Origin of the sequence: Chimaeribacter arupi (genome assembly GCF_002858805.1) — a bacterium.
GTDB classification, from domain to species: domain Bacteria; phylum Pseudomonadota; class Gammaproteobacteria; order Enterobacterales; family Enterobacteriaceae; genus Chimaeribacter; species Chimaeribacter arupi.
Map to the genome: position 1 here is coordinate 187,620 of NZ_PJZI01000003.1, position 25,828 is coordinate 213,447.

At 57.2% G+C, this 25,828-nt stretch carries 24 protein-coding genes; 8 read left to right on the forward strand and 16 right to left on the reverse strand.

What is annotated here, in order from left to right; translation table 11 throughout:
• The first annotated feature begins 9 nt into the window (after positions 1 to 9).
• On the forward strand, positions 10 to 1,044 hold the full coding sequence (locus tag CYR52_RS03430) for an HlyD family secretion protein (protein WP_072925519.1): 1,035 nt from the start codon (positions 10 to 12) through the stop codon (positions 1,042 to 1,044).
• A 72-nt stretch (positions 1,045 to 1,116) separates the two neighbouring features.
• Here the strand turns inward: CYR52_RS03430 and mdoC are convergent, their stop codons facing one another.
• The gene (gene mdoC / locus CYR52_RS03435; RefSeq protein WP_072925516.1) at positions 1,117 to 2,274 is read right to left on the reverse strand and encodes a glucans biosynthesis protein MdoC; all 1,158 of its coding nucleotides are present in this window, start codon (positions 2,272 to 2,274) and stop codon (positions 1,117 to 1,119) included.
• A 358-nt stretch (positions 2,275 to 2,632) separates the two neighbouring features.
• On the opposite strand from mdoC, the gene CYR52_RS03440 reads away from it, so the two are divergent.
• The 4 genes from CYR52_RS03440 (at position 2,633) to CYR52_RS03455 (ending at position 7,817) form a co-directional block, all read left to right on the forward strand.
• Positions 2,633 to 4,135, forward strand: coding sequence for a glucan biosynthesis protein G (locus CYR52_RS03440; RefSeq protein WP_072925512.1), 1,503 nt, complete (start codon positions 2,633 to 2,635; stop codon positions 4,133 to 4,135).
• Entirely contained in the window at positions 4,128 to 6,686 is a 2,559-nt protein-coding gene (mdoH, locus tag CYR52_RS03445; protein ID WP_072925509.1) for a glucans biosynthesis glucosyltransferase MdoH, read from the forward strand. Before CYR52_RS03440 ends, mdoH begins: the two co-directional genes overlap by 8 nt.
• A 161-nt stretch (positions 6,687 to 6,847) precedes the next feature.
• Positions 6,848 to 7,456: a hypothetical protein gene (locus tag CYR52_RS03450; protein WP_072925506.1), complete on the forward strand. Its 609-nt coding sequence runs from the start codon at positions 6,848 to 6,850 to the stop codon at positions 7,454 to 7,456.
• 145 nt (positions 7,457 to 7,601) lie between these two features.
• The gene (locus CYR52_RS03455; RefSeq protein ID WP_101827965.1) at positions 7,602 to 7,817 is read left to right on the forward strand and encodes a YceK/YidQ family lipoprotein; all 216 of its coding nucleotides are present in this window, start codon (positions 7,602 to 7,604) and stop codon (positions 7,815 to 7,817) included.
• 12 nt (positions 7,818 to 7,829) lie between these two features.
• Here the strand turns inward: CYR52_RS03455 and CYR52_RS03460 are convergent, their stop codons facing one another.
• From CYR52_RS03460 to CYR52_RS03485, 6 genes are all read right to left on the reverse strand, one after another.
• Positions 7,830 to 8,390 carry a GNAT family N-acetyltransferase gene (locus tag CYR52_RS03460; protein WP_072925501.1) on the reverse strand — a complete coding sequence of 187 codons (561 nt, stop codon included), beginning with the start codon at positions 8,388 to 8,390 and terminating at the stop codon, positions 7,830 to 7,832.
• Positions 8,387 to 8,767, reverse strand: a complete 381-nt coding sequence (locus CYR52_RS03465; protein ID WP_101814285.1) for a MysB family protein — start codon at positions 8,765 to 8,767, stop codon at positions 8,387 to 8,389. The genes CYR52_RS03460 and CYR52_RS03465 overlap by 4 nt, the downstream gene beginning before the upstream one ends.
• 249 nt (positions 8,768 to 9,016) lie before the next feature.
• Positions 9,017 to 10,246, reverse strand: a complete 1,230-nt coding sequence (gene mdtG, locus CYR52_RS03470) for a multidrug efflux MFS transporter MdtG (protein ID WP_072925494.1) — start codon at positions 10,244 to 10,246, stop codon at positions 9,017 to 9,019.
• A 274-nt stretch (positions 10,247 to 10,520) separates the two neighbouring features.
• Entirely contained in the window at positions 10,521 to 10,805 is a 285-nt protein-coding gene (locus CYR52_RS03475) for a YciI family protein (protein ID WP_072925490.1), read from the reverse strand.
• Between the two features lie 66 nt (positions 10,806 to 10,871).
• Entirely contained in the window at positions 10,872 to 11,792 is a 921-nt protein-coding gene (locus tag CYR52_RS03480) for a Kdo(2)-lipid IV(A) acyltransferase (RefSeq protein WP_072925487.1), read from the reverse strand.
• 313 nt (positions 11,793 to 12,105) lie between these two features.
• Complete coding sequence (locus CYR52_RS03485; protein WP_101827956.1) at positions 12,106 to 13,212, reverse strand: NADH:flavin oxidoreductase/NADH oxidase; 1,107 nt, start codon at positions 13,210 to 13,212, stop codon at positions 12,106 to 12,108.
• Between the two features lie 292 nt (positions 13,213 to 13,504).
• On the opposite strand from CYR52_RS03485, the gene trhO reads away from it, so the two are divergent.
• Positions 13,505 to 14,563 (forward strand): oxygen-dependent tRNA uridine(34) hydroxylase TrhO, encoded by a 1,059-nt coding sequence (trhO, locus tag CYR52_RS03495; protein WP_072925478.1) that lies wholly within the window; start codon positions 13,505 to 13,507, stop codon positions 14,561 to 14,563.
• Between the two features lie 89 nt (positions 14,564 to 14,652).
• On the opposite strand, the gene CYR52_RS03500 is transcribed toward trhO, so the two are convergent.
• The 8 genes from CYR52_RS03500 to pyrC all read right to left on the reverse strand — a co-directional run bounded on the left by CYR52_RS03500 (position 14,653) and on the right by pyrC (position 20,730).
• On the reverse strand, positions 14,653 to 15,228 hold the full coding sequence (locus CYR52_RS03500) for a YceI family protein (RefSeq protein WP_072926838.1): 576 nt from the start codon (positions 15,226 to 15,228) through the stop codon (positions 14,653 to 14,655).
• Positions 15,229 to 15,279: 51 nt separating this feature from the next.
• A complete protein-coding gene (locus tag CYR52_RS03505; RefSeq protein WP_072925474.1) occupies positions 15,280 to 15,834 on the reverse strand; it encodes a cytochrome b in 555 nt (184 codons plus the stop codon).
• Positions 15,835 to 16,241: 407 nt separating this feature from the next.
• The gene (locus CYR52_RS03510; protein WP_072925472.1) at positions 16,242 to 16,886 is read right to left on the reverse strand and encodes a response regulator transcription factor; all 645 of its coding nucleotides are present in this window, start codon (positions 16,884 to 16,886) and stop codon (positions 16,242 to 16,244) included.
• A gap of 202 nt (positions 16,887 to 17,088) precedes the next feature.
• A complete protein-coding gene (gene solA / locus CYR52_RS03515; RefSeq protein WP_072925469.1) occupies positions 17,089 to 18,204 on the reverse strand; it encodes an N-methyl-L-tryptophan oxidase in 1,116 nt (371 codons plus the stop codon).
• A gap of 158 nt (positions 18,205 to 18,362) precedes the next feature.
• A complete protein-coding gene (gene bssS / locus CYR52_RS03520) occupies positions 18,363 to 18,617 on the reverse strand; it encodes a biofilm formation regulator BssS (protein ID WP_072925467.1) in 255 nt (84 codons plus the stop codon).
• 225 nt (positions 18,618 to 18,842) lie between these two features.
• Complete coding sequence (locus CYR52_RS03525) at positions 18,843 to 19,112, reverse strand: hypothetical protein (protein ID WP_072925462.1); 270 nt, start codon at positions 19,110 to 19,112, stop codon at positions 18,843 to 18,845.
• Positions 19,113 to 19,344: 232 nt separating this feature from the next.
• The gene (dinI, locus tag CYR52_RS03530) at positions 19,345 to 19,587 is read right to left on the reverse strand and encodes a DNA damage-inducible protein I (RefSeq protein WP_072925457.1); all 243 of its coding nucleotides are present in this window, start codon (positions 19,585 to 19,587) and stop codon (positions 19,345 to 19,347) included.
• A gap of 90 nt (positions 19,588 to 19,677) precedes the next feature.
• Entirely contained in the window at positions 19,678 to 20,730 is a 1,053-nt protein-coding gene (gene pyrC, locus CYR52_RS03535; protein ID WP_101827957.1) for a dihydroorotase, read from the reverse strand.
• A gap of 229 nt (positions 20,731 to 20,959) precedes the next feature.
• On the opposite strand from pyrC, the gene CYR52_RS03540 reads away from it, so the two are divergent.
• Entirely contained in the window at positions 20,960 to 21,247 is a 288-nt protein-coding gene (locus tag CYR52_RS03540; RefSeq protein WP_072925445.1) for a putative quinol monooxygenase, read from the forward strand.
• A gap of 73 nt (positions 21,248 to 21,320) precedes the next feature.
• On the opposite strand, the gene rne is transcribed toward CYR52_RS03540, so the two are convergent.
• A complete protein-coding gene (rne, locus tag CYR52_RS03545; protein ID WP_101827958.1) occupies positions 21,321 to 24,938 on the reverse strand; it encodes a ribonuclease E in 3,618 nt (1,205 codons plus the stop codon).
• Positions 24,939 to 25,496: 558 nt separating this feature from the next.
• On the opposite strand from rne, the gene CYR52_RS03550 reads away from it, so the two are divergent.
• The coding region (locus tag CYR52_RS03550) for a S4 domain-containing protein (RefSeq protein ID WP_277622361.1) at positions 25,497 to 25,828 on the forward strand (332 nt) is incomplete at its 3' end.

Below are 25,828 nucleotides of genomic sequence, written 5' to 3' on the forward strand. Positions count from 1 at the left end.
AAGAGAACCATGTTAGCAACATCTTCAAAACGTATTCCGCTGCTGGTGGCAGTGATCCTGATTGCCCTGCTGGCCGGCTTCGCGGTCTGGCGGATGGCCGGCCATGGCCATGAAACCACCAATGATGCCTACGTCACCGCGGATTACACGCTGGTGGCCCCGCGCATCTCCGGGCATATCGCCGAGGTGCTGGTGGAAGACAACCAGCAGGTCAAGGCCGGGCAACTGCTGGCCCGGATTGATGACCGGGATTACCTCAATGCACTCAATACCGCCCGGGCAACGCTGGAGAGCAAACAGGCACAGCTGAAAAGCCTGGATGCGCAGCTGGTTAAACAGCAACAGGTGATCATCCAGGCGCAGGCCGCGCTGAGCTCCAGTTCAGCCGGGATGAATTACGCGCGTCAGAGTGCAGACCGTTATCGTCGTCTGTTACAGCAAGGCTCCGGCACCGCCGACCAGCGTGATGAGTCAGACGCGACCTACCGCGAGAAAGCCGCTGCGCACCAGAGCAACGTGGCCGCACTGGAAGCCGCCCAACAGGAAGTGGATGTGCTGAAGGCGGAGCGCGCCGAAGCGCTGGCCGCGATTGACGCCGCCACGGCCGACCTTGAGCAGGCAAAACTGAACCTCTCCTATACCCGCATCACCGCCCCGGTGGCCGGGACAGTCGGCCAGCGTTCGCTGCGCGTGGGGGCGTATGTCAGCGCCGGAACCCGCGTGCTGGCGGTGGTGCCGTTGCAGCACGCCTATATTGTGGCGAACTACCTGGAAACCCAGCTGGGCAGCGTGGTGCCGGACCAGCCGGTCAGCCTGCGGGTGGACGCGCTGCCGGATGTGGAGCTGCATGGCCATGTGGAGAGCATTGCACCGGCGACCGGTGCCACCTTCTCACCGATTGCAGCGGATAACGCCACCGGTAACTTCACCAAAGTCGCCCAGCGTCTGGCCGTGAAGATTGTGCTGGAGGGCAACCAGCCGCAGGTACAGCGCCTGAAAGTCGGGATGTCCGTGGTGCCGACCATCGATACCACCCAGCCTTAAGCGCAATTGCAGACGGTCTGATAACAGAACGCCCGCCCCGGTGACCGGGGCGGGCGTTTTGCTGTGGGGAGATCACTGGGAAGAGGGGGCCACCACCGGTTTTTGTGATTTGCCGGAGAACAGGAAACGCAGTAGCGGAATACGTTGATGCACTTCATACAGCAGGAACGCCAGCCCGAAAACAAATATCAGCCCCAGCGCAAACCCCACCAGATTATTCTCAATCCGCGGAGTGACAAAGGCCCCATATATCAGCGTCAGCGGGTGGTGCACCAGATAGATAAATAGCGACGCATTAACCAGATAGGTAATACGCGGCGAGTGGCTGTTGAGCAACCGGTGGCCGAAGGAGAACACCAGATTGACCATCACGATGCCCAGCGTGCCGGTAATCAGCGTGTCAATCTCCGGGGAGAAGTGAGCCGTATCATTGAGATGCTGATTGGCGATATAGGCAGCAAACAGCAGCGGGGCCAGCAGCAGCGCCAGCGGCGAAGGCCGGAGCAGCATGGCCTTCAGCCCTGCATATTTAAACGCCAGTGCCCCCAGAATAAAGAACGGCAGATAAAACAGCGATTCCATCACCACAAAATTAAATACGCTGTTAAATAACAGCTCAGGTGAGGCAATAAGGATCCCGCGCTGAATTACCGCGTAGCCCAGGCTGAACAACAGGAAATAAAATAAGAGTTTTCCTAAGCTCTGAAAATGATTAGCCGGAAAAGGAATACGATTCGTCTGAATTGTTTTCAATTTGCGGAAAATAGCGAAGCCCAGGCAGGTCAGAATAATTAATGTTAACAAAAACCAGAGATGTGAAACTAATTCCCAGATCGTGACATTTATTTTTTCATACAAGGTAAAGGCCGCCCAGCCCTGAATCCGGTTGGTGAAATTCTTCAGCATCAGGAATTGCGGCAAGGTGATCAGCACCACGGCCGAGAGCATCGGAATCGCCACCCGCTCGAGCCGCACCTTCAGCCAGCGCTGCGGCTCATAGCGCTCATACAGCATATAGGAAAAGTAGCCGGAGATAACGAAGAACACCTGCATACGGAAGGCGTGGATCACGTCATTCAGCACGGTGAGCAGGGCAGAGGAGGTCTGGCTGTTGACCGCCCATTGATGGCTGGAGTAGATCAAAGAAAGATGGAACGGAATGCCGAGCAACATCAAATAGGCCCGGATTGAATCGAGAAAGTATTCCCGTGATACTGTTTTTTTTGTCATAAGTTTCCAGGTTTTTTACTTTTGGTCCTGGCGCTTATTTTAGCGCGTTTCATAAATCCGGGCGATTCGGGTTACTCTCAAAGCGTTTGGCTTAAATCGCGGGAGAAAAACCCTACTATAGCGTCCGGCAATTTTCCATAGCCGTTTAATCTCTCTGTTGCTACCCTTGATCCCGGTCATCTGATTAAACAGTGACCCACAGAGAGGAACCATCCATTTATCATGTTGTCGGATAGCCAAATAATCCTTTAATATGGATTTCGAATGATTTCAGCACTCGAAAGGGGGGGTTGTGCGAGTTAAAAATGTAGCCAAGGGGCCGCGTGTGGCAAAAATTTGCGTGTTGAGTGCCGCTGTAATGATGACGTTAAGCGCAGCACCGGCATGGGCGTTCTCTATTGATGATGTCGCCCAACAAGCTAAGGAGTTGGCAGGTAAGGGATTTGAGGCTCCAAAGAGCAATCTCCCCTCCCAGTTCCGCGAAATGAAATTTGCGGACTACCAGCAGATCCAGTTCAACCATGACAAAGCCTATTGGAACAAGCTGAACACACCGTTCAAGCTGGAGTTCTACCACCAGGGCATGTACTTCGAATACCCGGTCAAAATCAACGAAATCACCGCCAACAAGGCGAGTGAGATCAAATACAGCCCGGACTACTTTAACTTCGGTAACGTCAAGCACGATGCCGACGCCGTGAAAAACCTCGGCTTTGCCGGGTTTAAAGTGCTCTATCCGCTGAATAAAGCGGACAAGAATGACGAAATCATGAGCGTGCTGGGCGCGAGCTACTTCCGCGTCATCGGTAAAGACCAGGTGTACGGCCTCTCTGCCCGCGGCCTGGCAATTGATACCGCACTCGCTTCCGGCGAAGAGTTCCCGCGTTTCCGCGAGTTCTGGATTGAGCGCCCGAACCCGGATGAGAAACACCTGGTTATCTATGCGCTGCTGGACTCCCCGCGCGCCGCCGGTGCCTACCGTTTTGACCTCTACCCAGGGCGTGAAACCACCGTTGACGTGCAGGCCAAAGTCTACCTGCGTGACAAAGTGGGCAAGCTGGGCATCGCCCCGCTGACCAGTATGTTCCTGTTCGGGCCGAACCAGCCTTCGCCGACCATGAACTACCGCCAGGCGCTGCATGACTCAAACGGCCTCTCTATCCATGCCGGCAACGGCGAATGGATCTGGCGCCCGCTGAACAACCCGCGCCATTTGTCCGTCAGCACCTATACCATTGAGAACCCGAAAGGGTTCGGCCTGCTGCAACGCGGCCGTGATTTCGCGCAGTATGAAGATCTGGACGACCGCTATGACCTGCGCCCGAGCGGCTGGGTGGAAACCCGCGGTGACTGGGGCAAAGGCCGGGTCGAGCTGGTGGAGATCCCGACAGCGGATGAAACCAACGACAACATCGTGGCGTACTGGTCACCGGAAAAACTGCCGGATGCCGGCCAGCCGCTGGATCTGAACTACCGCCTGCACTTCACCCGTGAGGAAGAGAAGCTGCATTCGCCGGATCTGGCTTACGTCAAGCAGACCCTGCGTTCCGCGGGCGACGTGAAACAGTCTAACCTGATCCGTGAGCCGGACGGCAGCACCGCGCTGCTGGTGGATTTCGTCGGCCCGGTGCTGAAAGCACTGAAAGACGATACCCCGGTCGCCTCACAGGTCAGTGTGAATGACAATGCGGACATGGTAGAAAACAGCGTCCGTTACAATCCGGTCACCAAAGGCTGGCGTCTCACCTTGCGCGTCAAGGTCAAGGATCCGAAGAAACCGGTCGAGATGCGCGCCGCGCTGGTTAATGGTGACAAACCGTTGAGTGAAACCTGGAGCTATCAGCTGCCTGCCAATGAATAAGTCAACGCCGTTACCCCACGATTATATTGAGGCACTGCCCCTCTCCGACCAGGAGAAGGGCACGCTGACCGGCCGCCTGCCGGCCGGCAGCGAGGTGGCCTTTACCGATCTGCACCACCAGCTGGCGGGGGCAGAGGCTGCCGCCCCGGCGGACGACGCGCCGCTGGCCTCGGTCAAAACCCGGCTGCAACACGCCTGGCCGGGCGTCTCTGCCCAACACGATCTGCTGGGTGAGGATGCAGAAGGGCGCACCACGCTGAAGGCGATGCCGCCTATCCGGCGTTCCAGCATGTTCCCGGAAGCCTGGCGTACCAACCCGCTGGCACGGTTCTGGGACTCCCTGCTGGGCCGCAGCGCCATGCCGAAAGAGCCGATTTCCCAGGAGATGGCGGAATCGGAAAAGCGCTGGCGTGTGGTCGGTTCACTGCGCCGCTACATCCTGCTGTTCCTGATGCTGGTGCAGACCGGCATCGCCACCTGGTACATGAAAACCATCCTGCCTTATCAGGGCTGGGCGCTGATCGACCCGATGGAGATCTTCAACCAGGACCTGATGCAATCGGTGCTGCAACTGCTGCCCTATGTGTTGCAGACCGGCATCCTGGTGCTGTTCGCCATTCTCTTCTGTTGGGTCTCGGCCGGTTTCTGGACCGCGCTGATGGGCTTTTTGCAGTTGCTGATCGGCAAGGATAAATACAGTATCTCTGCCTCCAGCACCGGCACCGAGCCGCTCGACCCGGCCCAGCGTACCGCGCTTATCATGCCTATCTGTAACGAGGACGTGGAACGCGTCTTCGCCGGGCTGCGCGCGACCTATGAGTCGGTCAAACGTACCGGTGACCTCGAGCACTTTGACATCTACGTGCTGAGCGACAGTTACGACCCGGACATCTGCGTGGCAGAACAGAAGGCGTGGCTGGAGCTGTGCAACGAGGTGGATGGCCACGGCAAGATCTTCTATCGCCGCCGCCGCCGCCGGGTGAAACGCAAAAGCGGCAACATCGATGACTGGTGCCGCCGCTGGGGCGGGGATTACAGCTACATGGTGATCCTGGATGCGGACAGCGTAATGAGCGGTGAGTGCCTTACCGGCCTGGTGCGCCTGATGAATGCCAACCCGCACGCCGGGATCATTCAGTCTTCGCCGAAAGCGTCCGGCATGGATACCCTCTATGCGCGCCTGCAACAGTTTGCCACCCGGGTGTACGGGCCGCTGTTTACCGCCGGTCTGCACTTCTGGCAGCTGGGCGAGTCGCACTACTGGGGCCACAACGCCATCATCCGCGTGAAGCCGTTTATTGAGCACTGTGCGCTGGCACCGTTGCCGGGCGAAGGCTCGTTTGCCGGTTCCATCCTTTCCCACGACTTCGTCGAGGCGGCATTGATGCGCCGGGCGGGCTGGGGCGTCTGGATCGCCTATGACCTGCCGGGAAGTTACGAGGAGCTGCCGCCGAACCTGCTGGATGAGCTGAAGCGTGACCGTCGCTGGTGCCACGGTAACCTGATGAACTTCCGCCTGTTCCTGGTGAAAGGCATGCACCCGGTGCACCGTGCGGTGTTCCTGACCGGCGTGATGTCCTACCTGTCGGCACCGCTCTGGTTTATGTTCCTGGCGCTCTCCACGGCCTTGCAGGTGGTGCATACGCTGATGGAGCCGCAATACTTCCTCCAGCCGCGCCAGCTGTTCCCGGTGTGGCCGCAGTGGCGTCCTGAGCTGGCGATTGCGCTGTTCTCCACCACGCTGGTGCTGCTGTTCCTGCCGAAACTGCTCAGTGTGGTGCTGATCTGGGCGAAAGGGGCGAAGGAGTACGGCGGGGCCTTCCGGCTGTTTATTTCCATGCTGATGGAAATGCTGTTCTCGGTGCTGCTGGCACCGGTGCGGATGCTGTTCCACACGGTGTTCGTGGTCAGCGCCTTCCTGGGCTGGGAAGTGGTCTGGAACTCGCCGCAGCGTGATGACGATGACACCCCGTGGGGTGAGTCCTTCCGCCGTCACGGTTCGCAGATGCTGCTGGGCCTGGTATGGGCGGGCGGCATGGCCTGGCTGGACCTGCGTTTCCTCTGGTGGCTGGCACCGATTGTCTTCTCCCTGATCCTGTCGCCGATTGTGTCGGTGCTGTCGAGTCGGGCGACCCTGGGCCTGAAAAGCAAGCGTGCTAAGCTGTTCCTGATCCCGGAGGAGTACAACCCGCCGCGTGAACTGGTGGCGACCGACGAGTACCTGTCGCTGAACCGTACGCGGGCGCTGGAAAACGGCTTTATGCATGCCGTGGTCGATCCTTCCTTCAACGCACTGGCCACGGCAATGGCGACCTCACGTCACCATACCCGCGCGGCCATTGAGCACTGGCGCAGTGAGCGCCTGAGCCAGGCGTTGCAGGTCGGCCCGGCCCGGCTGAACAAAGCAGAGCGTCTGCTGCTGCTGAGTGATCCGGTGCTGATGGCGCGGCTGCACAGTGAAGTCTGGAGCCACCCGGAGCACAGCCAGCAGTGGCGCGATTATTATCGCACCCTGCCGCGCAATGAGCTGGCGTTCCCCAACGCGAACTGATGGCCTGAAAGGTCTCATGAAAAGCGGAATGCGTGAGCATTCCGCTTTTTTTATGGTCTGTTACCGGGCGATCGGCACCAAATGCCTAAAATACCCGGTTTAACCTGACTACTATGCACGCCGTCAATACTTACGCTGTTAATAATTATAAGAGTAATACTATGTCTTCTGATTTTTACACCATTCTCCGCGCACTCCGGCACTTTGTGCTGTGTGCTGTGGTTATCGCGCTTTTCTCATCGTTGTTGTTTGTGGATGTCATCTGGCTGCATAACTTTGTCAAAGAGATCTCCATGACCGAGATCGCCCAGGAAGGGCTGCTGGCCGGCACGGCGCTGGTTTTCTTCCTGCTGGCGCGGCGTTATCCGGCATGGCGTTATGGCTTTGTGCTGCTTGGGGGGTTCCTGACCACGATGCTGATCCGTGAACTGGATGCCGTGTTTGATCTTATCAAACATGGCTGCTGGGTCTATGTGGCCGTGGCCGTTACCCTGGCGTGCCTGATCGCGGCGGCTACCCACCTGCGCTCCACCCTGGCCGGGCTGGCCTGTTTTGTCCGTGCGCGCAGCTACGGCATGATGCTCTGCGGCCTGCTCTGTATCCTGCTGTTCTCCCGGCTGATTGGCATGCATGTGATTTGGTCGCATGTGTTGCTGGACGGTTATGACCGTACCGCCAAAAATGTGGTGGAGGAGGGGGTGGAGTTGTTTGGCTATACCCTGTGCTTCCTGGCCAGCCTGCAATTTATGCGCGGGTTGCCGCGCGCCTGACTTTACATACTCTTAACTTTCCCGCCTGCGCCGGGCGTGCGGGTGACATGCTATGCTAAGGCATACAATCTCATAGCCTGCGCACCCCGCGCAGCAGACGACGAAAGGTAAGGGTGTGGTGCAGAGCAAGGTGTTACGGATCATCATGATGGGGGTGCTGGCGGCCACGCTGAGCGGGTGCGGCAGCATCATCAGCCGGACAATGCCGGGGCAGGGGCACGGTAATCAGTACTACCCCGGCGTACAATGGGATCTGCGTGACAGTGCATGGCGCTACGTTACGGTGATTGATGTGCCGCTGTCGATGATCGTGGATACCTTTATGCTGCCGATCGACGCCCGCCACGGCCCCTACGAATAAGCATGCCGGGGATTACCCGGCTGCAAAGGCCACCATCTGATAGCCGCGGTTGTTGCAGGTAAACCCGGCGATATCCGTCATGCCCAGCCCATCCACATGCGCGGCCAGTGAGTGCGGGTTGCTGTTGTCGATAAACGCAATGCCGCTGTCATAGCGGTCACGGGTAAAGGTTTGCACCCCCTGGTAGAGTTGCTTTAACACCCCTTTCCCACGCCAGCCGTGATCCACACACACCGGGCCATACAGGAACAGCCGCTGGGTGGACATCGGTTTATTGCGGAAATAGTGCCGGTTCTTCACCTGCAACAGGGTGTCCACCACCGGGGGGCGCGGGGTGAAGTGGGTGGGGGAGAGGCAGACGAAACCAATTACCCGCTCATCCTGCACGGCCACCAGCACGCCCAGTGCCTGGTTGATGCGCGTCAGTTGCGCGTTATCCAGGGCAGACACAATAAACCCCTGGCGGCGCTCTGCCGGGCTGAGGTTATCGCGCACGTTGGCGTGCTGTAACGCCAGAATCTGCGGGTAATCCTCTGCCTGGGCGCGCCGCACCCGGACGGCTGCCTCACTCACCGCTCATCCCACTCATCGGCCGCAGTTTTGCCCTCTTCGGTATCCAGCGGCGGGTCGAGCTGGAATTCGCCTTCATCCCACTCATGCAGGGTGTTCTCTTCCAGCCACTCCAGACGCAATTCAGTTTCATCGAAATCGTCTTCATAGATGGCTTGCGCCGCCGCGCCGCTGCGGAACGGCAGGCCCTCTATCGCATCGCCTTCATCCAGGAAAAATTCTGCCTGCCACATAATGTCGCCATCCTGCAGCACATATTTTTGCAGGTTAAACTGCTGCGGCGAAGGGATCTCATCATCCGCGTAGTCATCTGCGAGCGCTTCCAGGTACTCTTCGCGCGCAATTTCAATGGCTTCTTCCAGGGTTGCATACATGCTCATTGTTGGCCTCCTTCAATGACACGGTTGCGCCGTGTCAGCGCAGTAAACAGGGGTACCGGTTAAGTGTTGCCGGTGAGGCGGAGGATGCAAGTTTTTGGCGCAGGGAATACGAATAAAATTTTTTATGCTGCCTGCAACGGGGACATCACTGATCTTACGCTATTTTATCAGGTGAAATTTAATCAATAACATAGGGCGCAGACGCACGGGCAGCACGAACCTTCCGGGGCGCTCGGGATGCGCTGCCGGTTATTTCAGCAAGGCCCGTTTCGGGGCGCGTTGCAGGCACCAGTAAGAGTAAACCGCATTGAACAACACTACACAGGCCGTTACGCCAAACACGGCGCGGAACCCATAACCGGCAGAGACCGCCGCACCCAGCAGCGGGCCGGTAACATTGCCGATATCGCGGAATGACTGGTTATAACTGAACACCCGCCCGGCCACCTGCTGGGTGCTGTTGTAGATAAGCAGCGTCTGCACTGCCGGCAGCAGGGCACCATCCGCCGCGCCGAGCAAAAACCGTAAAATGCCGAGCTGTACCGGGTTCTGCACAAATGCCATCGGGATCAAAATCACCACCGACAGCGCCATCATGGTAATCAGGATGCGTTCCGGGCCGATGCGATCCCCCAGTTTGCCCAGCCGGGGCGCGCTAATCAGGGCTGCCACGCCCGGTACGGAGGCGATCATGCCGCTGATAAAGGCCAGGTTCTGCGTATCGCCGGCCAGTTCACGCACGTACAGCGTCAGGATAGGCGCAATGGAGCCGGTCGCCACCTGGATGATCAGCGTGGTGACGAACAGGCAGAGCACCAGCTTCGGGTTTTTCAGCGAGGCAAGCACCTGGCGGCCTGTGAGCATCTCTTTCTTCGACACCGGCACAAACTGCTCTTTGATCAGGAACAGCGTGAAGACAAAGCAGACAAACAGCACCAGCGCGGTAATAAAGAACACCGGGCGCAGGCCATAGCGGTCAGCCAGCAACCCGCCAATCAGTGGCCCAATCAGCGCGCCGCTGACCGCGCCGGTAGAGAGGGTGCCGAGCGCCCAGCCGCTTCGGTTGCGCGGCACCTGGGTGGCGATCAGCGCATTGGCATTCGGCACAAAGCCGCCCAGCAGCCCCAGCACCGCCCGCAGTGCCAGCAATTGCCAGATGGTGTGCGCCAGCCCCATCAGCACCATCACCACGGCCATGCCCAGCGCTGAGCGCAGCAGCATCAGTTTGCGCCCTTTGCGGTCAGCCAGGCCGCCCCAGAACGGCGAGGCCACGGCGGAAAACAGAAAGGTGATGCTGAACACCAGCCCCGACCACATATTTACCGCTTCGTGGCCGGTGACGCCGAGCGTTTCGATGTACAGCGGCAGGAAAGGCATAATCAGGCTGAAGGCCACGCCGGTCAGGAAGCAGCCGAGCCAGGCAACCGCCAGGTTGCGTTTCCAGTTAATGGGGAGAGCAGCGGGAAGCGTATTCTGCACAGCGGGGTAATATCCTGCGGTCAGGGGTAAACACCGCACTGCCGCCGGTGTCACCTGAGCAGAAGAGAAAACGCAGGCGCGCCTGGGAGGGCAGAGCATGAAAAGCAGACAGTTAGCGCGTTAAGTATGCGCCGCAACCGCTGTATTATCAACCAGCTGGGCAAAAGGAAAGGGGCAGCGAAAGAGAACAGGGCGTGAAACAAGGGGGGAGATGGCCGGCAGGGCACGGGCACCCACCGGCAGCAGACCGGACAAGCCGCAGTCCGGAAAAATATTACACGCCTTTCAGGCAGGCCAGTTGGGCGTTGGTCAGGGTGACTTCAACGGCAGTGACCTCATAACGGGCAACCGCCTGGAACGGGTCTTCCCCCAGAATACGGTCCAGTTCATCACGCGACACGCCCTGCGCCAGGATGACGCCGCCGTTACGCGGATCTTTGCGGCCGGCAGCCAGGAACGTGCCCTGACGGAAATACTGGTCGAGCCAGGCCAGATGGCCTTCAAGGTGAGTGTCTACGGTGTCCAGAGGCTGGGTGTAGGTCAGGCTGATGATATACATCGCGATCTCCGCTTTAACAGGGAGGGCGGCGCCCTCCGGGGTGAAAGTAACGGGTGTGCCGCCGCCTTAATACAGCGAAGGCTGCCCTTCCGGGCGGGTTTTGAAACGGCGGTGCAGCCACATATATTGGTCAGGGGCCATCATGATCGCCTCTTCGACCACCTGGTTCATGCGCGTGGCCGCGGCCAGCTCACTGTCCAGCGGCATATCCTCGACATCAGGCAGGATCACCAGCTCATAGCCGCGGCCATCCGGCAGGCGGCGCGGCACAAACGGAATAATCGCCGGTTTGGCCATCCGCGCCAGCAGATAGGTGCCGGTGGTGGTGGCGGCGTCCGGCACCGCAAACAGCGGCGCAAACACGCTGGCACGCGGGCCGTAGTCATGATCCGGCGCATACCAGATGATGTCACCCTGCTTCAGGCAACGGATCATACCTTTCAGATCTTTGCGGTCCAGCATGGTTTTATTGGAGCGCGTGCGGCCCCAGGTCTGGATCCAGTCCATCAGTTTATTGTCATGCGGGCGATAAACGCCGATACCGGGGTTGTAGAGGCCAAAAATGCGCGCGCCCAGTTCCAGCGTCAGGAAATGGAGGCCGACCAGCAGCACGCCCTGTTTTTTGGCCTTCGCCATGGCAATGTTTTCTTCACCGCTCACGGCAAACCAGCGGTGTACCCGCCAATCCGGCCAGAACCAGGCCATGCCGGTTTCAAACAGCCCCATGCCGACGGATTCAAAGTTTTTGCGCACCAGGACATCCCGTTCGGCGGCCGGCATCTCCGGGAAACAGAGCGCCAGATTACGCTGCGCGATATGCACCCGGCGTTTAAGGAACCGCATTGAGAAGCGGCCCAGGCGGGTACCCAGCCAGTAAATCACCGGGTAGGGCAGCAGCACCAGCACATATAACAGGCCGATGCCCAGCCAGGTCAGCCAGTATCGCGGGTGCAAAAGAGAACGGTTAAAGGTAGGAAGGTGCGTCATAATTTCTCTGCTTTATTTTGTTACGACGTAACAATCATGCTCTGGACAATACGTCCCTGTCAGCGCGGCAGAAGCTCCATGCCTAAAGCTGCCGGTGGCGGGTCAGAAACGCAGTATGGCAGGGATGAACCCTATGTATTCAGCCGCTACATTGTTGGCTATTGTGCCATTATTAGCAGCATAGGTGAAAATTCACCGCATAAAAGGTTCATTTTGTTAGAGTCGTGTACAAAACCACGTCAGATTGGGGTGATTTTCAGCATAATGTGGGTCAGCGCAAAGATGGCGGGCCGGGCGGCCCGCCTCGCAGGGGTTACTTATCGTTGAACAACCCTTTCAGCGCATGGGGTTCCGAGCGCTTGTACTGATCGGGCGCGATGGCTTTCTCGCCCAGTTTAGCAGCCGCATGCCACGGCCAGCGTGGGTCATACAGCATCCCGCGCGCCAGGGCCACCAGATCCGCCTGGCCGGTCGCCACAATGGCGTCCGCCTGTTCCGGTTCGGTGATGAGGCCGACCGCGATGACCGGCATCTTCACGTTCTGACGGATTTGATCGGCAAACGGCACCTGATAGTTAGGGCTGATGCTGATTTTCTGCTCCCTGGCGTTCCCACCGCTGGAGACGTGGATGTAGCTGCAACCCAGCTCGTCCAGCGCTTTCGCCAGCGCCACCGACTGTTCGATATCCCAGCCGCCTTCTTCCACCCAGTCTGTGGCTGAAATACGCATGCCGATCGGTTTTTCCGCCGGGAATGCCTCGCGCAGCGCCTGATACACCTCCAGCACCAGCCGCATCCGGTTCTGCAACGAGCCGCCGTACTGGTCGGTACGCTGGTTGGAGAGCGGGGAAAGGAACTGGTGCAACAGGTAGCCATGAGCGGCGTGCAGCTCCAGCAGGTCAAAGCCCAGCCGGTCAGCACGTTTGGCCGCCGCCACATAGGCCTGTTTCAGTTCATCGATGCGCGCCTGCGTCATCGCTTCCGGCGTTTCATCCTGTTCCGGGTTATAGGGGATTGCCGACGGGGCGATGGTTTTCCAGCCGCCCGGCTGGCCGTCAGGAATAGAGCTGCCGCCTTCCCACGGGCGCTTACAGGAGGCTTTGCGCCCGGCATGGCCAAGCTGGATGCCGAGCGGGATCGCGCTGTTTTCGCGGATCGCCTTAACGACGCCGGAAAGCGCCTGTTCAGTGTCGTCGTCCCACAGGCCGAGATCCTGTTGCGTGATGCGGCCCACCGCTTCCACCGCCGTGGCCTCAACAATCAGCAGACCGGCACCGGAAAGCGCTAGATGGCCGAGATGGATGGTGTGCCAGGACGTGGCTTTGCCGTCATCGGAGGAGTATTGGCACATCGGGGCGATGACGATACGGTTTGGCAGTGTCAAGGAACCCAGGTGAAAAGGGGTAAACAGCTGACTCATGAAGACCTCGCTTGTCAATGAAAGGGAAAGGGGTGCCGTATGGCCGGCGGCCCCCCACCGGAGATACGTGTTTTAATTGTCTCACTCTTAAGGCTTATCCCTTTTCTGCCTGACGTCAACCTGCGGGTCGGCAACAAATTGTTTCCAGTGGAGCCGGGGGCGGAAAAGCCACTATTCATTGGTTATGGTGATGTTTTGGAAAAAACTATCATGTATCATACGCCCCCGTTTACGCCCGCTGCGGCGCAAACGCCGTTTTGTTGAGACTTGATTACCCCCAGGAACGTACACCATGCCAGTGTTACACAACCAAATTTCCAACGAAGAACTGAAGGCACGTATGCTGGCCGAAACCGAGCCGCGTACCACTGTCTCTTTCTACAAATATTTTACCCTTGACGACCCGAAAGCCTTCCGTGACGCCCTGTATCTGGCGTTTAAGGCTGAGCAGGTCTTTGGCCGCGTCTATGTGGCAAAAGAGGGGATTAATGCCCAGATAAGCGTGCCGCAAAGCCGTTTTGAGGCATTCAAACAGGCGCTGTTTGCCAGCCACCCGGCGCTGGATCAGGTGCGCCTGAACATTGCGCTGGAAGATGACGGCAAGTCGTTCTGGGTGCTGCGCATGAAAGTGCGTGAGCGCATTGTGGCTGACGGCATCGAGGATGAAAGCTTCGACCCGTCCCAGGTGGGTGAGTACCTGAAAGCCGATCAGGTCAACCAGATGATTGACGATCCTGATACGCTGTTTGTCGACATGCGCAACCATTATGAGTATGAAGTCGGGCACTTTGAAAACGCGCTTGAGGTGCCGTCAGACACCTTCCGCGAGCAGTTGCCGATGGCAGTCGAAATGCTGCAGGATCAGAAAGACAAAAACATCGTGATGTACTGCACCGGCGGCATCCGTTGTGAAAAGGCCAGCGCCTACATGCTGCACCACGGCTTTAAAAACATCTATCACGTTGAGGGCGGCATCATTGAATACACCCGCCGGGCGCGTGAGCAAGGCCTGCCGCTGAAATTCATCGGCAAAAACTTTGTGTTTGATGAGCGGATGGGGGAGCGCATCTCCGACGATGTGATCGCCCAGTGCCACCAGTGTGGTGAGCCGTGTGACAGCCACACCAACTGTAAAAACGATGGCTGCCACCTGCTGTTTATCCAGTGCCCGCGTTGTGCGGCGGCTTACGAAGGCTGTTGCAGCGCCCTGTGCCAGGAAGAGCTGAAACTGCCGCCGGAAGAGCAACGCGCCCGCCGCGCCGGCCGTGAAAACGGCAATAAAATCTTCAACAAGTCTAAAGGCCTGTTGCGCCCCCGCTTGCAGATCCCGGCACCAGACAACGAAGCCTGATGCTGATAGGCGGCGCACGGTAAGAAACACGCAGTAAAAAAGGTCACCTGAGGTGACCTTTTTTTATACATCACACTGCCCGGCCGGCCTTATTTCGGCCGTACCCCTTCCAGCGAGATAATCAGCTGCACATTCTGCGAGGCAGGCCCAAGTTTGGTGTTGATGTTGTAATCCTTCAGCGCAAACTCGCCTTCTGCCTCAAACCCGGCACGGTAGGCGCCCCACGGGTCATCACCCTGGCCCATCAGCTTCGCTTCCAGCGTCAGCGGCTTGGTCACGCCGTTCAGCGTAAAGTTACCGGTGATTTTCAGTTCATCCCCGTCTTTTTCCACCTTGGTGGAGACGAACGTCGCCTGCGGATATTTACCGGTATTCAGGAAATCAGGGCTGCGCAGGTGTTTGTCACGCTCGGCATGGTTGGTATCGAGGCTGTTGGTGTTGATGGTGACGTTGACTTTGTCTGACGCAGGGTTTTGCTCGTCATAGGTAAAGGTGCCGTCAAAATCTTTAAAGCTGCCGTAGATCCAGCTGTAACCTAAGTGTTTGATGCGAAACTGCAGGAAGGCGTGCTGGCCTTCTTTGTCAATTTTATAATCAGCGGCCACCGCACTTCCGGTGCTCAGCAGTAATGAGGCCAGTGTCAGGCCCAGGGCGCGCTTTTTCAGTCGCGGAGTCATCGTCAGCATAGCAATCTCCATGTTACCAGTAGGTGAGTCTTAAGATGAGCGGCGACCCAGCATCCGTTTAAGGGTGACATCGCCGTCGATAAAGTGGTGTTTCAGGGCGGCCAGCGCGTGCAATACCGAGAGCACCACCACGCCCCAGGCCAGCCAGAGGTGCAGGTCACCGGCCAGGTCAGTCTGCGCCGGGCCGAGGGTCACCAGGGCCGGTACGCCAAACCAGCCGAAGACGCTGATGGGCTGGCCTTCTGCGGTGGCAATCAGGTAGCCGGTGACCAGGATGCCGATCAGGCCCGCCAGCAGCAGCAAATGCGCCGTGGTCGCCGCGATGCGGGTGGCTGCGCTGTAGGTACTGAGTGGCAGGGGCGGCGGGGAGACAAACCGCCAGACAATACGGAACAGGATCAGGGCGGCGAGCAGCACCCCGATACTTTTATGCAGCTCCGGCGCCCGGTGATACCAGACGTCGTAATAGCCCAGGGTCACCATCCATAAGCCGAGGGCAAACATGCCGTAAATGACCAGCGCGGCCAGCCAATGGATCAGCACACTGGTATGGCCGAAAGCCTGCGTATCGTTTTTGAAATGCATTTTGAAACCTTTACCGGACGGTAACGAGTTTTTAAAAAATAGACATCTGATTTTACAAAATCAACGGTTATTTTTTATTTGTAATCAATTTGAAATTTCTTTCATAAATTTTGATTTAGTCATGGTTATCTTATTCAGTGGCTTCGGCGAAATAACGTGAATGAGGGATAACGTAAATACCCAGGGCGGGACAGGTATTGTCAATAATTGTCAGGGTTTGTCAGTATAAATGGGCATATCTCAGAACAGCGGCAAATTAATTTCCGCCACGTGAAAAAGGAAAGAGCAAAACAGGATAACGGGGTGAAAAAAAGAGGCAGGTGAGCCGGGGCAGATGCACGGGCGATGCCGGGGGAGACCCGGCAGGCACTCAGGTAAACAAGGGGGAAAGGCACAGAAAGGAGAAATTATAAGGCGTGATGCAATTCGGCTATGATCCTGTCCCGTTCCGGGAAGAAAAAAGGCGGGTAGATGACATGCTTAATAACCGGGTAGAGAAAACAGAATTCCAGCCGGTTACGCACTGCCAGCTTACGGATGGCCTGGCGTTTATGCACATAGACCGTCCGCCCGCAGATGCCCAGTTGCCGCGCAATATCATTGTTCGTCTGTTGCGCCATCCAGAGGGAAATCACCGCTAACTCCTGGCGGCTGTAGAGGTAGCCTCTGCCGTTGCGCTTAAAGAAGGCCGGGGGCTGGCAAACATCACCTATCTGGTGCAGTAAGGGCAGCAGACACTGTTTATTCATCAAAGAGACCCGGCCGGACAGCGTAATAGGTTCGATCGCCGTGGGGTAAGGCGCATCAACATAAATATAAACATGGGCATCACCGCAGGCGAGAAAGAAATCAACGAGCTGGGGAAACTCGCCGCCGCGGCGACAATAATGCGTCATGTTAATCAACACCAGATCCGGATGGAAATCCTCAATCAGCGGCAGCGCGAGGTCAATGGCTGTGGCATGTTCCGTAATGACAGTAGGGTATTTTTCCAAAAAGCAGCAGGTGCCCAATAGGGTAAAGACACAACTGTCAATTATCATGATCCGCATTTGCCGCTCTCCTCGGGGATGGGTTAAATTTCCTTTTTAATAACCGGGCAAATTAATCACATCCAGAAGAGGCGTCAATTCTGAAAAAGCAGGGTCAACAGAATACAATTTCCGAATATATGGGCGGGTTCTATATTTAATAATAAAAGATTTGTCCTGATTATTATTTAAAGCCGCCGCCACCGGGGCAGCGGCTGTTCAGTCAGGCGAAACGGGACAGGCTAAACGGCGTAAGATCATAGGGAAGGGGCTGGTCATCCGCATACAGCGCGGCAATTTCACCCAGTACACTGGCAAATTTAAACCCATGCCCGCTCAACCCGGCGATAACCATCGCCTGCGGGCAGCCGGGCAGGGTATCAATGATAAAGTCTTCATCAGGCGTCATGTCATAGGTGCAGGCTTCCCCATGCAGACAAACCCCAACCCCCGGCAAAAAACGCCGCAGGAAGCGGAAGACTTCCGTGCCGTCCTCGGCAATGCTGCCGAACGGTTTACGCTGTTCCGGTGCCGAAATCGGCTGGCCGCCCTGGTGTTTGCCGAGCTTCAGACCCTCTTTACCCGCCGGGAAGCCGTAATAGTGGTCGCCCTCGGCCATTTCGACCGTAAAGGCCGGGAAATGATTTTCCTCACTGTAGCGGCCATCGGCCTGATGCCAGGAGAAGACTTTACGCAATGGCTGTATCGGCAGGGAGGGCAGCAACGCCTGCACCCAGGTACCGGCGCTGATCACCACTTTCCGGGCGGTGAACGCCCCTTCCGGCGTGGTGACCTGCATCCCTTGTTCCAGCGGCGTGAGGGCGGTGACCGGGCAGTTAAACAATTGGGCGCATCCGGCTTCGCGTGCCAGCCGGATATATTCGCTAATCGCCTGTTCACATTGCAGCACGCCTGATCCCGGCTCAAAGATGCCGATGAAGTTATCCGGCACGGTAAACTCCGGCCAGCGGGCCTGCACCTGGTCAGGCCCCAGGATCTCAACCGGCAGCCCGTAGGTTTCGGCACTGAGACGCACATTGCGCATAAAGGCTGAATCTGCCGACCCGAGGTTAATCACGCCGCACGGGTGAAACAGGCGCTGGCCGCTGATGTCGGCCAGTTGCTCCCATAATGCCTGCGCCCGCAATACCATCGGGACATAGCGTTCCCCTTCGCCATACGCATGGCGGATGATGCGCGTCTGACCGTGATGGCTCGCGCCTTTGTGCGGGGGCATGGCGCTGTCAATCATCAGCACTTTCATGCCGGCCTGGGTGGCATAGTAGCCTGCCGCTGCGCCAACTGAACCGCTGCCGACAATGATCAGATCATATTCCATGGAAGGTGCTTCCTCGTGATTCAGGGTAAAAAGACCCTGCCATCATAGAGAGAGTGACCCGGCGTTGACAATCCGCACCGGCAGAGAAAAAGGGTTGGGGGCCAGAAATGCAAAAGGCACCCGGATAACGGGTGCCTCAGGCCAAGCGATAAATAACGTTAATGTTTACGATGGTCCAGATCCAGGTATTCATTGGATTCTATCTTTGCGATGCCTGCTTCAAGAATGGAAACAAGTTGCCGCGCCACATCTGTCGTTAACCATAACGTTCTGTCAACATGTGCTTCTTCTGGAGATTGGTCTGTTGAAGACAGGTAATGAAGACGAATCATCATGGCATCATAAACATCGACGGTACTGATATCCCAACCTACGAGCGGGTGTGTCTGAATTACTTCATCTTTTCTGTCCATATAGACCCCTTCTTTGGTAGTGACTAACGTGAGTGACTAACTGAGGAGCAATGCGGCTCTTTATGAAGTGAGCACTTAAGTATAAGCACGGCCGACAGGTTTTTGGGAAGTAAAAGTTGATAATAGGCTAAAAAGAGGCCCGAATGGGCAATAAATGAACATGATGCGGTGTTTTTGGCGATTAATCAGGAGAAACCTCCCCGGCATAACCGGAGAGGCTGAAGATTACTCGGCCGAAGGGGTAATAACCGGTGAAAAGCGTTTTTCCCACTGCGCTGCCAACTGCGCAAAATGTTTTTGTGTCTCTTCATCCCGGTTCTGGTTCTGCGATTCCAGCTTCAGGCTGTGAATCATTAATTGGGCTGATTTATCATCGTGACTGAAAGCCAGATAAGAGAATGCCGTCTCCAGCACGCTCAGCCGACGTTGCTGATCGCGTATCAGCTCCAGCAGCTCGCCAAACGTCATTGCCTCTTCCGGTTTTTCGGCGGCCATGTGCCTACCTCCTGTGTGAATACAAGCCAGACAGATTACGGGCCGTGAACGGGGCAGGGGCGGCACGGTAAATGGCGACCCGGTTGACCCATCACAAACGGCCCTGTTACACGCGACAGCGGTTAACGCTGAGTATGTAACATAATGTTATATCGGTCCGGGGAAGAAAAACAGGCTGGCCTGAGATATAAAAAAGCCGGGAAGCGACGCCCGGCAAAAAAACAGCAAAGGGTTAAAAGTCAGTGACGAACCACTCGTCGGCGCTTTCCCATGTTTCTTGTAAGATCTCTTCGATCAGCGCCCGGTCCGTTTTCGCGCCGCCCAGCACCGACAGATGATTGGCCCCGGCGTAACGCACCTGTACGGCCACATCGGTAAACTGCTGGTTGAGGCGTTTGCTCAGCTCACCCGAGAGCGCTTCAAGCGCGCCCGCCGGCAAGGGTTTGGTTTTATCCACGGTAAGTTCAACACGCATAGTGCACCCCCACATCAGAATATACTGTTAATTTATACAGTATGCTGTGCAGGGGCGCAAGCCTGTTTTAAAGGAAACCGGAAAGCGTGGTCAGGAAACGCGCGTCACGCGCCAGGGCAGGGTCTGGCCCGCCAGGAACGGCACCACACTTTCACCGGCTACCGCAATCTCCTCTTCCTGCACCACTTCTGTCCGGGTCAGCTCAATAAACCCTTCATTGACCGGCAAGCCGTAGAATTGCGGGCCGTTCAGCGAGGCGAAGGCTTCCAGGTGTTCCAGTGCGCCCAGCTCGTCAAACACCGTGGCATAAGCTGACATGGCTAACGGCGCATTGAAGCAGCCGGCACAGCCGCAGCTGGATTCTTTGCGGTGGCGGGTATGGGGCGCGGAGTCGGTACCGAGGAAGAAACGATCGCTGCCGCTGGCAACGGCACTGCGCAGTGCCTGCTGGTGGATATTACGTTTCAAAATCGGCAGGCAGAACAGATGCGGGCGGATACCGCCTACCAGCATGTCATTGCGGTTGAACATCAAATGCTGGGGCGTTACGGTGGCCCCTAAATAGCGGTCACCCGCCAGGACGTAATCCGCGGCGTCTTTCGTGGTGATATGTTCGAACACAATCTTCAGGGCCGGGAAATGGCGGCGGATCGGGTCCATGACTTCGTCAATAAAACGCGCTTCGCGGTCGAAAATATCAACGTGCGCATGCGTGACCTCACCGTGGATCAGCAGCGGCATCCCAATCCTTTGCATCTCTTCAAATAAAGGGTAAATGCCCGGCACATCAGTCACGCCGTGAGACGAGTTGGTGGTGGCATTCGCAGGATAGAGTTTTGCTGCGGTAAAGACCCCTTGCTCAAACCCTTGTACCAGCTCACTGGCGGCCAGGGAGTCTGTCAGGTAGCAGGTCATCAGTGGGGTAAAGTGATGGCCGGAAGGCACCGCCGCCAGGATGCGTTCACGGTAGGCAATCGCTTGCGCGACTGAGGTGACGGGGGGCGTCAGGTTCGGCATGACAATCGCCCGGCCAAAAACGTCACTGGTGTAAGGCACCACGGTTCTGAGCATGTCATCATCACGCAGATGGATGTGCCAGTCGTCAGGGCGGCGGATCTTCAGAACTTGCGGTTGGGCGGTCATTTCACAACACTCCGGCATAAATGGAAAAGGCGTTAAAGGCATCAGCCGTATAAACAGGCGATTTATGGCGGGGTGTAAGGATAAGCGTAAACTTGATCAGATGCATCTGTTTGTTAATCCAAAGTTGAAATCACCGGCAAGATAGGGCCATAGTAAACCTGGTCATCCGGCCGGCGGCGATATTGCCTTAAGCGCGCCGTCCGGCATTAAAAAATAAGGAGTCATGAGTATGGAAGTGCGTGTCGTCGCAAGTCTGGTTGCCAAACCAGAATACCTGGAAGACGTGACCAATACCCTGCATGAAATTATTGAGCCGAGCCGCCTGGAAGTCGGGTGCATTCAATATGAACTGCATCAGGATGAAGAAAATCCTGCCTGCTTCGTGTTTTTTGAGCGCTGGCGTTCACAAGAGGCGCTGGATAAGCACAGCAACAGCGAACATTTCGGCCGCTTTGCCAGCCAACTGGAAGGCAAACTCGCGTCGTTGGACATCAAAACATTAAAACAGATCGCCTGAGCCGCTGTGCCGCCGCCCGGCATTGCCCATAAAAAAACCCGCCGGATGGCGGGTTTTGTTTTTTGCGGCGGAGTTATTCACTCATTTCCGGTTTGGTTGCCGGGGCAGTGGCGGTGTTTACCGCCGCATGTCCGCCCGCAGAGCCTTTACCTTCAAAGTTAAACACCGGACGCTGCCAGTCACTTTGGCGGGCCGGTTCCGGAGTGTATGCCGGTGCCGGTGCCTTGGTCATCGGCGCGGTCGCGTGGTGAGTAAACTCAACCGGAGCCGGTGACACCGCAGGTTTAGCCGCAGCGGCCGTGGCTTCAGCAATCAGCGTCTCTTTGACCGCCTTTTCCTCTTCCAGCGGCGCAACGTCAGCCTCAGGTGCCACAGCGGCGTTAACCGGTGCTTCAGCGGCATTTACCGGGGCTTCAGCGACGTTAACCGGGGCTTCAGCGACGTTAACCGGTGCTTCAGCAGCGTTAACCGGTGCTTCGGCAGCGTTAACCGGTGCTTCAGCAGCGTTAACCGGTGCTTCAGCAGCGTTAACCGGTGCTTCAGCAGCGTTAACCGGTGCTTCGGCAGCGTTAACCGGTGCTTCAGCAGCGTTAACCGGCGCTTCGGCAGCGTTAACAGGCTCTTCAGCAGCGTTAACCGGCTCTACAGCGGCATTTACCGGGGCTTCTACGGCAGGGGCCTGAGCAGGAACCTTTTGTGCCTGAGCAGCAGCTACAGCAGGCGCAGTGTCCGGCATGCTGACCGGTGCAGGCGCGCGCTCTTCAGCCACAGGCTGTGGCTCAGCAGCAGGGGCCTCTTTTACCGGCTCAACGTCCAGCTCAATACCTGCTTCCGGTGCGACAGTTTCCACCTGGTCGATGGTTTCCGCGGTCAGCGGATCAGCCATGATTTCCAGGGTCGGGGTCTCAACGGTTACGGTGTCCTCTGTCACATCGTCTGCCGTAATGTCAGTACGGGCAGCATCTGTACCGGCAATCTCTTCCGGGGTAGAGGACGGATAAACGTAATCACCATTTTCATGCAGCTCAGCGATACCGGCGGACAACGCAGTGTGCGGAGACATCGGCTCGTCATGATGCTCGTCAGTGGACGCAGTGACAGGGTAGCTGACCCAGACCTTACCTGACGCCATTTCCGGCGAGGCAAAGGCACCTGCCAGCGGCACCGGTGACTGAGAAGGGTAACGCTCATCACGGTAACGACGACGGCGCTGGCCGCTGACACGCAGGTGACGCGGCGAACGGCGGGAACGACGCGGCATCCCGGTTTCACCGTTGGCGTTACGGCCTTCCGCATTGTCATCATCTTGCTGAACGGACGCCTCTGCAACCGGCTGGCTCTCCGCAACAGGGGTGCTTTCCACCGCAGCCTCACCATTAAAGCGCACTTTCTGCGTCAATGGGCGACGTTCGCGGCGCGGCATCACCGGCTGCTGGCGATCGTCCTGATCGTTGTCATCCGTGTTGACGGCGGCCGTCACATCTACCGGGGCGATCACCTCTTCAGCGGCGATATCCTGCGGTGCTTTACGCTTCTCTTCCTGACGACGGCGCTGACGCTCAGCTCGCTGCTCACGACGTTGCTGCTGCTCTTCACGCAGGGCCTTTTCAGCCTCTTCACTGCGCGGCTCAGCCACCACGTCCTGATTGCGCTTATTACGGCGCTGCTCGTCACGGGGTTCACGCATTTCACGAGGTTCGCGCGGCTCACGGGCTTCGCGTGGTTCGCGGGATTCACGTGGTTCACGGGCCTCACGCGGTTCGCGGGATTCACGCGGCTCACGGTCGTCACGCGGGCGACGCTCCCCGTTACGCTCTTTACGGTTATTGCTCTGGCGACGCGGTGTACGGCGATCGCGCTCATTACGGCGAGGCTCGGTGCTCTCTTCCTTCACCACCACGTCTTCTTCAGCCGGTTTGGCTTCAGGTTGCTGCGGCTCACCCACAAACAGGTTTTTCAGGCCACTCAGCAGGCGGTTGATAAAGCCAGGCGCAGCAGGCGCTTCCTCTTTTTTCACCGGTTGGCTTGCGGCAGCGGCGACAGGCTTACCGGCGGCTTTTTCTTCAAACACCGGTGGTGCTTCAACCGGCAGGGCAAAGGTCGCCAGCGCCGGTTGTTCCGGACGTTTGCGCTCAGCCGGCAGGTCATCTGAAGGCTGGACCATCTCTGCTTCATGCAGTTGCGGCAGCAGGTAGCTCAGGGTTGACGTCTCTTCGCCTTTACGCACGCGCAGCACCGAGTAGTGCGGGGTGTGCATCTGGTCGCTTGGCACGATGATGGCGCGCACGCCGCCCTGGCGTTTTTCGATGGCATTGACGGCTTCACGTTTTTCGTTCAGCAGGTAAGAGGCGATCTGTACCGGAACAATCGCGTGCACTTCCTTGGTGTTCTCTTTCAGCGCTTCTTCTTCAATCAGACGCAGGATAGAGAGCGACAAGGATTCGTTGTCACGGATGGTGCCGGTGCCGCTGCAACGCGGGCAGACATGGTGGCTTGACTCACCCAGGGACGGGCTGAGGCGCTGGCGTGACATCTCCAGCAGGCCAAACCGTGAAATACGGCCGATCTGGATGCGGGCACGATCCTGGCGCACCGCATCACGCAGGCGGTTTTCCACTTCACGCTGGTGGCGCACCGGAGTCATGTCGATAAAGTCGATGACAATCAGGCCGCCGAGGTCACGCAGGCGCAGCTGGCGGGCAATTTCATCAGCCGCTTCCAGGTTGGTGTTGAAGGCGGTTTCTTCGATATCGCCGCCGCGGGTCGCACGGGCGGAGTTGATGTCGATGGCGGTCAGCGCTTCGGTGGTATCGATAACGATAGAGCCGCCGGACGGCAGGCGCACTTCGCGCTGGAACGCAGACTCAATCTGCGATTCGATCTGGTAGTGGCTGAACAGCGGGATCTCACCGGTATATGGCTTGATTTTGCTGCTGAAATCAGGACGGCCCAGGGCAGCAATGTGCTCTTTGGCCAGGTCAAGAATCTTCGGGTTGTCGATCAGGATCTCGCCGATATCCGGGCGCAGATAGTCACGGAAAGCACGGACGATCACGTTGCTTTCCTGATGGATCAGGAACGGGGCCGGGCGGCCTTCCGCGGCTTTCTTAATCGCTTCCCAGTGTTTGATGCGGAAAGAGAGATCCCACTGCAGCGCGTCAGCAGATTTACCGACACCGGCGGTGCGGACAATCAGCCCCATGCCGTCCGGCAGTTGCAGTGAAGAGAGGGCTTCTTTCAGCTCTGTGCGGTCATCCCCTTCAATACGGCGTGAAATGCCCCCGGCGCGCGGGTTATTCGGCATCAATACCAGGTAGCTGCCGGCCAGGCTGATAAAGGTAGTGAGGGCAGCGCCTTTATTGCCGCGCTCTTCTTTATCAACCTGAACGATGACTTCCTGGCCTTCACGCAGCACATCTTTGATGTTGGGGCGACCATGAGAGGAGTAGTTACTGGGAAAATATTCGCGGGCAATTTCTTTGAGGGGGAGAAAACCGTGTCTTTCGGCACCGTAATCAACAAAAGCGGCTTCAAGGCTCGGTTCTATACGGGTGATTTTGCCTTTATAGATATTGGCTTTTTTCTGTTCATGGCCTGGGCTTTCAATATCCAGGTCATATAAACGCTGTCCATCTACGAGGGCAACACGCAACTCTTCCTGCTGAGTTGCGTTAATTAACATTCTTTTCATCTTAACTTACTCGTTATTTTTGCATTGTCGATAAAGCTGCGGGCAAAATAACCTCCTGACCGGTGTTACCGTTGGCCCCGTGTCTTCTCGCAAAGCCGTCAACCTCCCGGTTGTCGCCTGCATAGGGGCGCATTACTTCGGTAAGCCTGCCTTTCTTTGTGAAAAGCAGCGCTCTTTGTAGGGGAATAGCCTCTCAGTTACGTCGACAGATCTCATTCCATTATGCCGGCCAGGCTGCGACCCGCAGCCCGCTAATTGCTTGATTTCACGCTACGTCTTACGCCATTGCTGCGTGTGTGCCATCAGGCAACGTTCTGATTCCGCTATTTTCCCTGTCTTAACGAGATTAACGCGGAAAGAAATCGCATTATTCCATTGCAGACACGGTTATAGCAAGGTGACTTTAGCAGTGCCTTACAAGAAACTCACGCACAAGAAAGCAGGACGGTAACGGTTGCTGAGTAAATAAACAAAATTATGCCGGGTCTGCGGCCAAAAGCCGGGCTGCGTCACAAAAATCAGTGGCGCGAAGGCGGCCGGGTATTTAGAATCGCCGCCATGAAAACAGAGAATCCATCAGTGCAAATCGTCACTATTTCTGACGATCAGGCCGGCCAGCGAATCGACAACTTTTTGCGCACCCAACTTAAAGGGGTGCCGAAAAGCATGGTGTACCGCATCGTGCGTAAAGGCGAAGTCCGGGTAAATAAAAAGCGCATCAAACCCGAGTATAAACTGGAGGCGGGGGATGAAGTGCGCATTCCGCCTGTGCGGGTGGCTGAGCGCGAGGAGCCGCAGGTTTCCGCCAAACTGGATAAGGTGGCCGCACTGGCCGACTGTATCCTGTATGAGGACGAGCACCTGCTGATCCTGAACAAACCCGCCGGTAC

Bases quoted from the DNA above. Each gene is read 5' to 3' on its own strand.
- CYR52_RS03430 (WP_072925519.1), top strand. From the start codon at position 10: ATGTTAGCAACATCTTCAAAACGTATTCCGCTGCTGGTGGCAGTGATC.
- mdoC (WP_072925516.1), bottom strand. From the start codon at position 2,274: ATGACAAAAAAAACAGTATCACGGGAATACTTTCTCGATTCAATCCGG.
- CYR52_RS03440 (WP_072925512.1), top strand. From the start codon at position 2,633: ATGATGACGTTAAGCGCAGCACCGGCATGGGCGTTCTCTATTGATGAT.
- mdoH (WP_072925509.1), top strand. From the start codon at position 4,128: ATGAATAAGTCAACGCCGTTACCCCACGATTATATTGAGGCACTGCCC.
- CYR52_RS03450 (WP_072925506.1), top strand. From the start codon at position 6,848: ATGTCTTCTGATTTTTACACCATTCTCCGCGCACTCCGGCACTTTGTG.
- CYR52_RS03455 (WP_101827965.1), top strand. From the start codon at position 7,602: ATGATGGGGGTGCTGGCGGCCACGCTGAGCGGGTGCGGCAGCATCATC.
- CYR52_RS03465 (WP_101814285.1), bottom strand. From the start codon at position 8,767: ATGAGCATGTATGCAACCCTGGAAGAAGCCATTGAAATTGCGCGCGAA.
- CYR52_RS03475 (WP_072925490.1), bottom strand. From the start codon at position 10,805: ATGTATATCATCAGCCTGACCTACACCCAGCCTCTGGACACCGTAGAC.
- CYR52_RS03480 (WP_072925487.1), bottom strand. From the start codon at position 11,792: ATGACGCACCTTCCTACCTTTAACCGTTCTCTTTTGCACCCGCGATAC.
- CYR52_RS03485 (WP_101827956.1), bottom strand. From the start codon at position 13,212: ATGAGTCAGCTGTTTACCCCTTTTCACCTGGGTTCCTTGACACTGCCA.
- trhO (WP_072925478.1), top strand. From the start codon at position 13,505: ATGCCAGTGTTACACAACCAAATTTCCAACGAAGAACTGAAGGCACGT.
- CYR52_RS03505 (WP_072925474.1), bottom strand. From the start codon at position 15,834: ATGCATTTCAAAAACGATACGCAGGCTTTCGGCCATACCAGTGTGCTG.
- CYR52_RS03510 (WP_072925472.1), bottom strand. From the start codon at position 16,886: ATGCGGATCATGATAATTGACAGTTGTGTCTTTACCCTATTGGGCACC.
- solA (WP_072925469.1), bottom strand. From the start codon at position 18,204: ATGGAATATGATCTGATCATTGTCGGCAGCGGTTCAGTTGGCGCAGCG.
- bssS (WP_072925467.1), bottom strand. From the start codon at position 18,617: ATGGACAGAAAAGATGAAGTAATTCAGACACACCCGCTCGTAGGTTGG.
- CYR52_RS03525 (WP_072925462.1), bottom strand. From the start codon at position 19,112: ATGGCCGCCGAAAAACCGGAAGAGGCAATGACGTTTGGCGAGCTGCTG.
- dinI (WP_072925457.1), bottom strand. From the start codon at position 19,587: ATGCGTGTTGAACTTACCGTGGATAAAACCAAACCCTTGCCGGCGGGC.
- pyrC (WP_101827957.1), bottom strand. From the start codon at position 20,730: ATGACCGCCCAACCGCAAGTTCTGAAGATCCGCCGCCCTGACGACTGG.
- CYR52_RS03540 (WP_072925445.1), top strand. From the start codon at position 20,960: ATGGAAGTGCGTGTCGTCGCAAGTCTGGTTGCCAAACCAGAATACCTG.
- rne (WP_101827958.1), bottom strand. From the start codon at position 24,938: ATGAAAAGAATGTTAATTAACGCAACTCAGCAGGAAGAGTTGCGTGTT.